Below are 11,107 nucleotides of genomic sequence, written 5' to 3' on the forward strand. Positions count from 1 at the left end.
TTCTTCCCGCCCTCGCCGAACTTTGCCGGCAAAGGCATCTCAGGCGGCGTGTGATCCGGGCCACTCACGCAGCCTGCAAGCAAAAGCAAAAGTGCCGGTGTGGCAAAACGAAGAGATACCATTCATTTCTTCCTGTAACTCGACCAAGTCTCAATTCTTGCCAAAAGCATCATGCTTTGCCGTCGGCCGCGCTTCGTCCCAACGAGGTACACCACGCCGAAGCAGTCCGCGGGCAATGTATCAACGAGTCTTTCATTCTGGCAGTGCATTTTTATCACACTCACGCCACAATTTTCCGGCGGCGGGAGAAGAGGTGGCGGATGACGACGAAGAAGGACGGCACGAAGAAAATCCCGAGCGCAGTCGCCGCGAGCATGCCGCCGAGGACACCGATGCCGATAGCGTTCTGGGCTGCGGAGCCTGCGCCAGTTGCGACGGCAAGAGGCACGACGCCCAGAATGAAGGCAAGCGAGGTCATGATGATCGGACGCAAACGCAGCCTTGCCGCCTCCAGCGTCGCCTCGAAGAGGCCCATTCCGGTCTCCATCCGGTCCTTGGCGAATTCGACGATCAGAATCGCGTTCTTTGCCGCCAGACCTATCGTCGTCAGAAGACCGACCTTGAAGTAGACGTCGTTCGCCTGCCCGAAGAGGGTTGCGGCGGTCAGCGCGCCGAGTACGCCGACAGGCACCGCCATGATGACCGAGAAGGGGATCGACCAGCTTTCATAGAGCGCTGCGAGGCAGAGGAAGACGACGAGCACGGAGATGGCGTAGAGCATCGGCGCCTGCGAGCCCGAGAGCCGCTCCTGATAGGAGATGCCCTGCCAGGCGACTGTGTAGCCGCCGCCGAGCTTCGCCGTCAGGGTCTCCATCTCGTTCATCGCATCACCGGAGCTGACACCCGGCGCCGAAGCGCCTTCGAGCGGGATTGCGCTCACTGCGTTGAAGCGGGCAAGCGTCGGCGCACCCTTGACCCATTCCGTCGTCGTGAAGGCGGAGAAAGGTACCATTTCACCCGAACTGTTGCGGGCGTGCCAGTGGTCGAGATCGGTCGGCTGCATCCGGAAGGGCGCGTCACCCTGCACGTAGACCGGCTTGATCTCGCCGTTCAGCGTGAAGTCGTTGACGTCGCGGCCGGTGAAGATAACGGAAAGCATCGCATTGACCGCAGAGATATCGACGCCCATGGCACCAATCTTCTCCTGATCGATGACGATCTTCATCTGCGGCTCGACCTCCTTGTTGTTGCTGCGGAGAGCAACCACCCTGCCGCTGGCATTGGCCATCTGGATCAGCTGCTTGGAGGCGGTGTCGAGTGCAGCCGTGCCGTGTCCGCCGGTGTCGACGAGATACATCGAGAAGCCGCTGGATACACCGAGACCCTGGATCGCCGGCGGCAGAAGCGCAAAGACCTGTGCTTCGCGGAAGGTGAAGAAGGTCTTCAGAGCGCGCGTCACGATCGCCTGCGCGTGCTGATTGGGATCGCTACGAAGTGAAAAATCCTTGAGCTTGGTGAAGACGATCGCGCTGTTCTGGCCGGAGCCGTTGAAGCCGAAGCCGAGGGCGCCGAAGACCGATTCGACGGCGTCTTTCTCGTTTTCGCGATAGTATTTCTCGACCTTCTCGACGACCGCCTGCGTTTGCTGCGTGGTCGAGCCGGGTGGTGTGGTGACGATCGTCAGCAGAACGCCCTGATCTTCCTGCGGCAGGAACGAGCTCGGCAGGCGCGTGAAGAGATAGGCACAACCGGCGCCGACAAGCAGGAACACCAGCATGACCCGGATCGGACGCTTCAGCAGATAGCCGATAGTGCGGACATAGCCGTTGGTCGACCGCGTGAAGTTGCGGTTGAACCAGTCGCCGATGCGGTGCTTCTTGTGTTCGCCGACGGGTTTCAGCATGCTCGCGCAGAGCGCCGGCGTCAGCACGATGGCGACGAGGGCCGAAAGCAGCATGGCCGAAACGATGGTGACCGAGAACTGACGGTAGATGATGCCGGTGGAGCCGCCGAAAAAGGCCATCGGAATGAAGACGGCGGTCAGAACCAGCGCGATGCCGACGATGGCGCCGGTGATTTCGCCCATCGACTTCTCGGTCGCCTCAAGCGGCGACAGTTTTTCCTCCGACATGATGCGCTCGACGTTCTCGACAACGACGATAGCGTCGTCGACGAGAAGGCCGATCGCAAGAACCATGGCGAACATGGTCAGCGTGTTGATTGAATATCCCGTCGCCGCGAGAATGCCGAAGGTACCAAGCAGGACCACCGGCACGGCGATGGTCGGGATCAGCGTCGCGCGCAGGTTCTGCAGGAAGACAAGAAGAACTACGAAGACGAGAACGATCGCTTCGATGAGGGTGTGGACGACCTTCTCGATAGACAGTTCAACGAAGGGCGTCGTGTCGTAAGGATAGGTGATCTCGACGCCTTCCGGCAGGCCGCGGCCGATCGTGTCGAGCGCCGAACGAACGCGCTCTGCGGTGTCAATGGCGTTGGCGCCAATCGCGAGGTTGACGGCGAAGCCGCTCGACGGCTGGGCGTTGTAGCGCGATGAGCCGCCGTAGCTTTCCTGGCCGATTTCGACGCGCGAGACGTCGCTGAGGCGGACGGTGGAGCCGTCCTTTTCCACTTTCAGAATGATCCGCTCGAAATCTGCGACCGTCGTCAGCTGGCTCTGCGCCGTGATCGTCACGTTCAGCTGCTGGCCTTCGACGAGCGGCTGCGCGCCGAGGGAGCCGACAGAGACCTGCGTGTTCTGCGCCTCGATGGCGGAGGTCACGTCGCTTGGCGTCAGCTGGTACTTCTGCAGCTTGAAGGGATCGAGCCAGACGCGCATGGCGTAGCCTGAACCGAAGATATTGATGCTGCCCACGCCTTCGAGGCGCTGGATCTGATCTTCGATCTGATTCGACAGGATGTTGCCGAGATCGACGGAATTCCGCTTTCCATCGGTCGAAACCAGCGAACCGACCAGCAGGATACTGGACGTCGAGCGCGTGACGCTGATGCCGGCATCGATGACGTCGTCGGGAAGCTGCGATTGAACGAGCTGCAGCTTGTTCTGGACCTGAACCTGCGCGATGTCCGGGTCGGCGCTTGTTCCGAAAGTCAGCGAGATGCTGGCCGAACCGGTCGACGAGGTCGACGTCATGTATGTGAGATCGTCGAGGCCGGTCATACCGTCTTCGATGATCGTCGTCACCGATTTCTCGACGGTTTCGGCACTCGCACCGCGATAGGTGGCGTTGATGCGCACCGTGGTGGGCGCGATGTCCGGATATTGCGAGATCGACAGCGTAAAGATGCCGAGCAAGCCCGCGAGCATGATGGTGATCGCAATAACCCAGGCAAAAATCGGGCGTCGGATGAAAAACTTGGCCATCAAATTATTCCTGTGCGGCTTGGGTCAACGTTCGAGGCGGGCGCGTCTTACTGCGCGGCCGGCTTCTGGGCGTCACCGGCCGCTGCCTGCTCTGCAGCCACGACCACACCGCTTTCATTGATCTTCATCGGGACGGGCGTGACCGGCATGCCGGGCGCAATCGACTGCAGACCGCTTATGATCAGCTGATCGCCATCCTTCACGCCGTCGGTCACAAGCCAGGAATTATTGGAGGGCGAGGCGTTTTCGAAGACACGGGTCTCGACCTTGCCGTCAGCGGAGATGAACTGCGCCGTCAGGCGTCCGGTTGCGTCACGGCTGGTGGCGAGTTGCGGCAGGGCATAGCCGACTTCGGCGCCGAGTTCGACGGTTGCGCGGACGTACATGCCTGGCAGAATGACGAGATCCGGATTTGGGAAGAGCACGCGGATGATGAAGGTGCCGGTCGTCTCGCTGACGATCTGCTTCGACATATCCAGCTTGCCCTTTTGGGCGTATTCCTTGCCGTTTTCCAGGATGAGCCGGAAGGCGACATTTCCGCCTTCGTCCCGAACTGTGCCGGATGCCATGGCATCGCGCAGCCTGAGGAGATTGGTGCTCGATTCCGTCAGCGAAACGTAGATCGGGTCAAGCTGGCGGATCGTCGTCAGCGCCGTCGTCTGGTTGGCGGCAACGACGTTACCCACGCTATAGATCGTCTGGTCGATGACGCCGTCGAACGGGGCAGCGATCTTCGTGTGGTCGAGATCGATCTGCGCAGCGGCAAGGGCGGCCTTGGCCGATTCAACCTCGGCATGTGCCTGGAGAAGAGTGGTCTTTGCCGTTTCGAATTCGATCTGCGTTGCGCCGCTGCCGACGAGACGCTGGTAGCGGTCGAAATTGCTCTGCGCGCTCGGCACGCTGGCTTCGGCCTTGGCGATTGCCGCCTTGGCCTGTTCGACGGCTGCAACATAAGGCGCGTCTTCGATCTGGTAGAGAAGGTCGCCTTTCTTGACTTCGCTACCTTCCCTGAAGGCGATTTCGCGAATGATACCACTGACCTGCGGGCGGATATCAGCCGTCTGATAGGCCTCGGCCCGACCCGGAAGGATCGTCGTGACCGGGAAAGTGTCCTTCTCCAGCGCCAAGACGCCGACCGGGGCTGCCTGCTGTGCCGCCGCTCCAGGCGCACCGGTGCCGCCGGCCTGGTTGTTGCCGTTGTCGCTGCAGGCCGTGAGTAATGCGCCCAGCAACAAAGCTGAAGAAATGATGAAGCCACGCCGTATCATGCTGAAGTCCCTTGCGGTTGGCATTTGCGGATCGGATCATCGGCTCCATCGAGGAGCGCTGCCCCCATATAAGGAGCGTGATTACCGGGATTCAAATACCCTTCGATCCGAACTTAAGAAAAGATTTCCGAAGTGACGTAATTCAATGATCGTCACTTAGCAAGCGCTATTTTGCAGTGCAGTATCCACAAAACAGACGATCTCCTCAGCCCTGTGTACGAGTGCATCCTTATCGTCACGGGCGATCAGCACGGGGTGCAGCACCGATGCAAGGACATCGGCAACGGTATGGGCGGCGCGACGGGGATCAGTACATTTATAACGGCCTGAGCTAACCCCGTCGCGGATGATTTCTTGGAGTTTCTGCTCGATTCGCTCGCGGTAGCGATTACCCGCTTCAAGCTTCGCCTGAACTGTCGTCAGCACCATTTCGAAGATGTAGGGATTTTCCTGAATGTCCTTAAGGTGGCTGTCGAGAAGCCGAAGCACGAAACGCAGCAGTTGCTCTTTCGGCGGCAGATTTCGGTCGAAAGAGCCGAAGCGCTCGGTAGCGCTGCCGAGATGCCGCTCGGCGATGGCATCGACGAGCGCCACTTTCGAATGAAAATGCTTGAAGACATTTGCCGGCGACATGCCGAGGGAGGAGGCGATGTCGGCGATCGATACGGCGACGAAACCGCGCTGGCGGAACAGCAATTCGGCCATCGACAGAATGTCTTCCCGCGTTTCCTCGGCCTTGCGCCGCGGCCTTCGTGCCATTCGTTCCCCCGCTGGCCTTTTTCCGGCCGGCACCTCTTATTTGCCGATGCTAGCGCCTTCAGGCGAAAACCCGCAAGCGTAGAGGCTGCTTTCGGGCGGTTCGTCCCGGACTTTTAAGGGAAATAGCGCGCAAGGTTGCGCCGGACACGGGCAACCGGGGTTTCGCCGCTGTCATCCGGCACGAAAGACCGGGCGGTAATCGCCTCATAGGCCTTGATGTAAACCTTCGAGGTTTGCTCAATCAGTTCGACCGGGATCTCGGGGATCTCATCTTTATAGGGGTCGCAACGTTCGGCGACCCAGGCGCGGACGAAATCCTTGTCGAAGCTTGCAGGGCGCGTGCCCGCTTCGAAGGACTGCTGAAAGCTGTCCGCGAGCCAGTAGCGGCTGCTGTCCGGCGTGTGGATTTCGTCGGCGAGGATGATATTGCCGTCCTTGTCCGTTCCGAATTCGTATTTGGTGTCGACAAGGATGAGGCCGCGCTTCGCAGCCATTTCCTGGCCGCGGGCGAAAAGCGCGAGCGCGTATCTGGAAAGCATTTCCCACTGTTCCACCGTCAGCAGCCCGCGGCTGACGATCTCGCCAGGCGTCAGCGGCTCGTCATGGCCGCCGTCGAATTCCTTGCTGGTGGGAGTGATTACCGGCTCGGGCAGGCGCTGGTTGTCACGCATACCGTCCGGCAGGCGCATGCCGTACATTTCGCGCTCGCCCTTCTTATAAAGAGTGAGGATCGACGTGCCGGTGGTGCCGGCGAGATAACCGCGCACGACGACCTCGACGGGCAGGATGTCGAGCCGCTTGCCGATGACGACATTCGGGTCCGGATAAGCGATGACATGGTTCGGGCAGATATCCTTCGTCGCCTCGAACCAGTAGCGCGCCGTCTGCGTCAGTACCTGGCCCTTATAAGGGACACAGGTCAGGATGCGGTCGAAAGCGCTGAGGCGGTCGGTGCTGATGATGATGCGGCTGCCATCCGGAAGGTCGTAATTCTCGCGCACCTTGCCGCGGTAGTAGTTCGGCAGTTCGGGGAAATGGGCTTCGGAGAGAATTCGCACGGGCAGGGCGGTCCTTTATCGCTCGGGTTCATCCTTGCTCTAGTTTCATTCCGGGGGATGTCAAGCAAATGGCGTTCAAAGCCAGATCAGGGCAACAAGAAGAACGGTGAGAAGATAGGAAGCAACAGCCAGGGGACTGCCGGCGCGCAGGAAGTCTGAAACGCGGTAGCTGCCGATGCTCATCGCCAGCGTATTGTTGTGGTGGCCGAAGGGCGTCAGGAAATCGAGCGATGCGCCGGCGGCAACAGCAATCAGATACGCCGCCGGGGCATGATGCGCCACCTCCGCGAATTCCAGCGCAACGGGGCTGAGCACGATCGCCACCGTCGCGTTGTTGACGAAAGGAGTGAGTGCCATGGCGATGAAAAGCAGGAGTGCGATCCCGGCAAGCGGCATCGATATCGGCACGAATAGGCTCAACCAGTGGGCGACCATCTCGGCCGTGCCCGTCGTCGCGACGGCCGAGCCGATCGGGATCATCGCGGCCAGCATGATGACGATCGGCCAGTTAATGTCCGCCATGGCCTGACGGATGTTGAGATAGCCCATCAGCGCAAGCGCGAGCACGACAGCCGCAAATGCGATCTCCGGGCGGGCGGGACCGGCAGCGGAAAGCATCACTCCAGCAGCAAAGATCACGAAGGGCAGCCAAGCATTCGACACCGCCTCGCCTGCGGGCTGGGAGGCGAGCGGCAGGCACTCGCATTCTTCAAGCGCTTCGGCAACCGCCTCGGCGGGGCCTTCGAGCACAAGGATATCGCCGATCGAGAGCTGCAGATCATCGAAGCGGCCCTCAATCCGTGGCGACCGCATGGAGAGTGCGGCAACCGCGACGGCCCGGCTTTTGAAGACCTCGAGCGAGCGGATGCGCGAGCCCACCAGCGTGCTCTCCGGCATGACAACGGCTTCAATCCGGGTGAAATCCGGCTGCAATCCATTCAGATCGATTTTCGGAACGAGCGCGGCCGAGGCTGCGAGATCGGCAAAGACCGTGTCGGCGCCTTCGGCAAGCAAGGTATCGCCTGCCGCGATGGTCGACTGATCGAGCGGACCGAAGACGAACTGGCCGTTGCGGATCAATGCGTGCGGCTGGATTTCAAAGAGGCGGGGGCAATCGAGAAGCCGCACGCCGGCAAGCGGCGAACCCTCAGGAATGCGCCGTTCCGTCACGATGCGCCGCCGGGCTGGCGGCGCAGCGGCAGGCTGGTCGTCCGCTTCCGGAAGCAGAAGCGGAACGAAGGCGGCCATCAGCAGAATTCCGGCGATCGCGACGGGGAGGCCTACATAGGCAAAGTCGAAGAAATGAAAGCCGGCGCCCGTTGCCTTGGCCAATGCATCGCTGACCAGCAGATTGGCCGGCGTTCCGATTAGCGATATGAGGCCGCCGAGAAGTGCTGCGAAGGAAAGCGGCATGATAAGCTGACGCTGCGGGATATTCATGGCGGCTCTGATGCGGATCGCGACTGGCAGCATGATCGCGAAGGCGCCGATGTTGTTCATGAAGATCGAGATGAAACCGGTGATCACCGAAAGGCTGGCGATGACCGCGAAGCCAGATAGTCCGATGGCGGCAAAACGCACAGAGAGGCTATCGAACAGTTTGGCGTGAGCGAGTACCTGAACGATGAGCAGAATCTCGATGACTGTGATGACGACGGGGCTTGCGAAACCGGCGAAGACCTGATCGGCGCGGTAAAGCCCGAGCACATATCCGGCAAGCAGGCCGCCGATCGCCACGACCTCGATGCGGACACGGTCCAGCGAGAACAGAATGAGCATCGCCGAGAGAAGGATCAGCAGGGATGCTTGCTCGAACGTCATGGGTGGGCTCGCGTTTCAACCGTCAGCGGAATGTAGCCATTCGAAGGGGGCTGTATAGGGAGGGCGCGAGGAAAGGTCGAACAATCCTCATGTTGTGCACGATCAGGCGGTGGGCGCGCGCCAGCGGCCCTCTGCCGTCCTTTCGAGCAACGGCGTCGCGAAGACGCCGACAGTGCGATCGGGCCATTGGGCGCCTCTAGCGGCAAGCTTCTCCCGCCAGCGTCCGGATTGCAGCATCGCTGCGGCAATGACGGCTGGCTCGATGCCGCAGGCCTCCACCAGCTGCAGACCGGAGACGATCGAGCTGCCGCTGGAGATGACATCGTCGATCAGCGCGACACGGCGGCCCTGAAGCAGCGGCAGCATACGCGGGTCTATATAAAGACGCTTCTGCTGCTCCGGCGTGGTGATCGATGACAGGGAGACCGAAAGGTCGTCGCGATACCAGAATTTCCGGGAGGTTCCGAAGGGCACGTAACGCGCGTGTCCGAGCTTTTGCGCAACGGCGGCAGCAAGGGTCAACCCGAGCGTCGGCAGGCCTGCGACGATGTCGATGTCGAAGTGCTCGATCTTTGCCGCCAGTTGCCCGGCCAGCGCATCGAGCACGGCGAAGCTCGCCTGGTTGACGATGAGCGAGGCGAGCGCGTGTTCGCCGTCGGCAAGCACGCGGATCGGCAGACGGAGCTGGCGGCCGTCCTCCAGTTCCGCAACATAGAATGAGGTGAAATCGCCATCCGTCGGGAAGCTGCCCGGCGGATGGAGCTCCTGCCAGAAATCATGCGGCGTGATGTCGTCCATCTGCATCAATTCCGCCCTGTTCTTTCCATGCCCGCCCGCCGCTTCAGATCGCGCAGTTCCGCCTCGGTCAATGCGCGGACCGAGCCCTTCGGCAGTTCCCCGAGATCAAGCCCGCCGATCGCAACCCGCACCAGCCGCAGGCACTCGGCGCCCGTGGCTTCGAGCATGCGGCGAATCTGCCGGTTGCGGCCCTCGTCGAGTTCCACCTCAATCCAGGAGTTCCTATCGCCGCTCCGCAGGAGCCGTGCGGCCGTCGCCGTCAGCACTTCGCCGTCGTTCCGGATGCCGTATGTCATTTCGGCGAGCGATTCCGCATCCATGATGCGGTCGACCTGTACATGGTAGGTCTTGGTCACATGGGTGATCGGATCGAGCAGGGCCTGCGCGAATTCAGTATCGTTGGTGAAGAGCAGCAGGCCTTCGCTTGCCTTATCGAGCCGGCCGACCGGCGAAAGATGCGGAATGTCGAATTCCTTCAGACAGTCATAGACCGTCGGGCGCCCTTCTGGATCGTGCCGGGTCGTCACAAGCCCGCGCGGCTTATTCAGCATCAGGTAGATTTTCGCCTCTGCGGCGATCGGTGCGCCATCGACTTCGAGTTTTGCGAATGAAAGATCGACCCAGGCGTCGAGATTCCGGATAATCCGCCCATTGACCGCAACACGGCCTTCGGCGATCAGGCGCTCGGCCTGGGTACGGGAGCAATAACCAAGCTTCGAAAGGGCGCGGGGCAGGGTGACCCGCTTGCCGCCGGCATCCGCGTTGGCTTTCCCGCGTTCATGCGATTTCTGCGGTGGGCGCCGCTCCCTCACTCAGCAGTCCTTGTTCGATTGCGATGCCGCTTTTTTGCACGAACGGCAGACAGATACCAGCGAAGGCGGCGGAAACTCAAAGGAATAATGAAGGGGAGCGCGCGTGTTGAACTGCAGCCGAACAGGGTCGTCCGCGACGGCGGCTACGTTCATGATATTTTTTAAAGCCTGCCGGCCTTACCGGCAGGCGAGGTAGCCTGCCAGCTCCTGACGATTGACCACGATGCCTGCGGCGGCTTTTACCGGATCAGGATGGGTGTAGGTCAGGCTCGGCATTTCGGGCAGTTCGAGTGCCTGGCGCATGTTCATGATGCCAACTGCATGGCGACCGTTCGCGCTGTCGACGCTGACCTCGATGATACAATGCGCCTTCTTGTTTTCCATGGTTTATCCTCCCTCATTATTATGATCGTCCTCATGTCATTAAAAATTGGTTTTTCTAAGACGTAAGTGTTTATGGGCCCTACCGAATTCCGGATCAGGGGCCCTTCAAAAAGTCATCTTTATTGTGCATTGCGGCAATCGTCCTGACCGCTACCGCCACCAATTGCGCGGCTCGGGCTGCTGATAACCGCTCATCAGGTAGCCGGCGAGGAATCCCAAGGCGCCGGCGAGCGCCAATGCGGTTGTCGTTGCCGCCGCATGTTCGCGCGCAGCACCTGCTGCGGCTTTGCTCTCGGCACGGAGCTGGGCAACGGCGTTCCTGGCACGAGGGAGCGATTCATCATAGGCTTTGCCGGCGCGATCGCGTACTTCGTAATAGGCTTCGGCGCCCTGAGCGGAAATCATCTTCTGCAGGCGCGACACTTCCTGTTGAAGCGCAGTGATGTCCTTGCTGACGGATGCACGGATGTCTTCGGTATTGGTAGGCATATCGGTCTCCTTTCCTGCAATGGAAGAAAAACACGAAACGCCGCATTAGGTTCCGATTTCGGGTGATATCGGCCACGGTCGCTGTTTCGGGCTGATCTTTACCGTTGATTAACCATAAATCCGCCTTCACGGCTGTTTTTGAATAAGTTTTGGCCGGCAGACGGGTGGATTTTCGCGATTTTTGACCAGTCGATAAAGATTTCCTTCAAGCAAGCGCGGTGAAGGGCGGGCCTGTGAATAAATCTGCCTTAAAAACCCTTGTGAAAACAGTCTGTTACAAAAATGTCAAAAAAGTTGGATTGGTGGTGTTGACTAGTTCGTGGGGCGGGGTCT

Annotated in this window: 9 protein-coding genes; all 9 read right to left on the reverse strand. The window is 60.3% G+C overall.

Annotated elements, in window-relative coordinates; all coding sequences use genetic code 11:
• Nucleotides 1–280: 280 nt before the first annotated feature.
• Nucleotides 281–3,385: an efflux RND transporter permease subunit gene (locus BN1800_RS37965; protein WP_087005903.1), complete on the reverse strand. Its 3,105-nt coding sequence runs from the start codon at nucleotides 3,383–3,385 to the stop codon at nucleotides 281–283.
• Nucleotides 3,386–3,432: 47 nt separating this feature from the next.
• Nucleotides 3,433–4,653 (reverse strand): efflux RND transporter periplasmic adaptor subunit, encoded by a 1,221-nt coding sequence (locus tag BN1800_RS37970; RefSeq protein WP_087005915.1) that lies wholly within the window; start codon nucleotides 4,651–4,653, stop codon nucleotides 3,433–3,435.
• A 156-nt stretch (nucleotides 4,654–4,809) separates the two neighbouring features.
• Complete coding sequence (locus BN1800_RS37975) at nucleotides 4,810–5,412, reverse strand: TetR family transcriptional regulator (protein WP_087005906.1); 603 nt, start codon at nucleotides 5,410–5,412, stop codon at nucleotides 4,810–4,812.
• A gap of 113 nt (nucleotides 5,413–5,525) precedes the next feature.
• Nucleotides 5,526–6,470, reverse strand: coding sequence for a phosphoribosylaminoimidazolesuccinocarboxamide synthase (locus BN1800_RS37980; RefSeq protein ID WP_027513758.1), 945 nt, complete (start codon nucleotides 6,468–6,470; stop codon nucleotides 5,526–5,528).
• Between the two features lie 75 nt (nucleotides 6,471–6,545).
• On the reverse strand, nucleotides 6,546–8,291 hold the full coding sequence (locus BN1800_RS37985) for an SLC13 family permease (RefSeq protein ID WP_087005909.1): 1,746 nt from the start codon (nucleotides 8,289–8,291) through the stop codon (nucleotides 6,546–6,548).
• Nucleotides 8,292–8,393: 102 nt separating this feature from the next.
• Nucleotides 8,394–9,089, reverse strand: coding sequence for a phosphoribosyltransferase (locus BN1800_RS37990; RefSeq protein WP_244564798.1), 696 nt, complete (start codon nucleotides 9,087–9,089; stop codon nucleotides 8,394–8,396).
• A 5-nt stretch (nucleotides 9,090–9,094) separates the two neighbouring features.
• Nucleotides 9,095–9,901: a pseudouridine synthase gene (locus BN1800_RS37995; protein ID WP_087005911.1), complete on the reverse strand. Its 807-nt coding sequence runs from the start codon at nucleotides 9,899–9,901 to the stop codon at nucleotides 9,095–9,097.
• A 177-nt stretch (nucleotides 9,902–10,078) separates the two neighbouring features.
• Nucleotides 10,079–10,285, reverse strand: coding sequence for a hypothetical protein (locus BN1800_RS38000; protein WP_027513754.1), 207 nt, complete (start codon nucleotides 10,283–10,285; stop codon nucleotides 10,079–10,081).
• Between the two features lie 150 nt (nucleotides 10,286–10,435).
• Entirely contained in the window at nucleotides 10,436–10,774 is a 339-nt protein-coding gene (locus tag BN1800_RS38005; RefSeq protein WP_027513753.1) for a hypothetical protein, read from the reverse strand.
• Nucleotides 10,775–11,107: the final 333 nt, after the last annotated feature.

This window comes from Rhizobium sullae, from assembly GCF_900169785.1.
Lineage (GTDB): Bacteria > Pseudomonadota > Alphaproteobacteria > Rhizobiales > Rhizobiaceae > Rhizobium > Rhizobium sullae.

What these genes read in the sequence shown, in the direction of transcription:
- BN1800_RS37965 (WP_087005903.1), bottom strand. Translation starts at nt 3,385, where the DNA reads ATGGCCAAGTTTTTCATCCGACGCCCGATTTTTGCCTGGGTTATTGCG.
- BN1800_RS37970 (WP_087005915.1), bottom strand. Translation starts at nt 4,653, where the DNA reads ATGATACGGCGTGGCTTCATCATTTCTTCAGCTTTGTTGCTGGGCGCA.
- BN1800_RS37975 (WP_087005906.1), bottom strand. Translation starts at nt 5,412, where the DNA reads ATGGCACGAAGGCCGCGGCGCAAGGCCGAGGAAACGCGGGAAGACATT.
- BN1800_RS37985 (WP_087005909.1), bottom strand. Translation starts at nt 8,291, where the DNA reads ATGACGTTCGAGCAAGCATCCCTGCTGATCCTTCTCTCGGCGATGCTC.
- BN1800_RS37990 (WP_244564798.1), bottom strand. Translation starts at nt 9,089, where the DNA reads ATGGACGACATCACGCCGCATGATTTCTGGCAGGAGCTCCATCCGCCG.
- BN1800_RS38000 (WP_027513754.1), bottom strand. Translation starts at nt 10,285, where the DNA reads ATGGAAAACAAGAAGGCGCATTGTATCATCGAGGTCAGCGTCGACAGC.
- BN1800_RS38005 (WP_027513753.1), bottom strand. Translation starts at nt 10,774, where the DNA reads ATGCCTACCAATACCGAAGACATCCGTGCATCCGTCAGCAAGGACATC.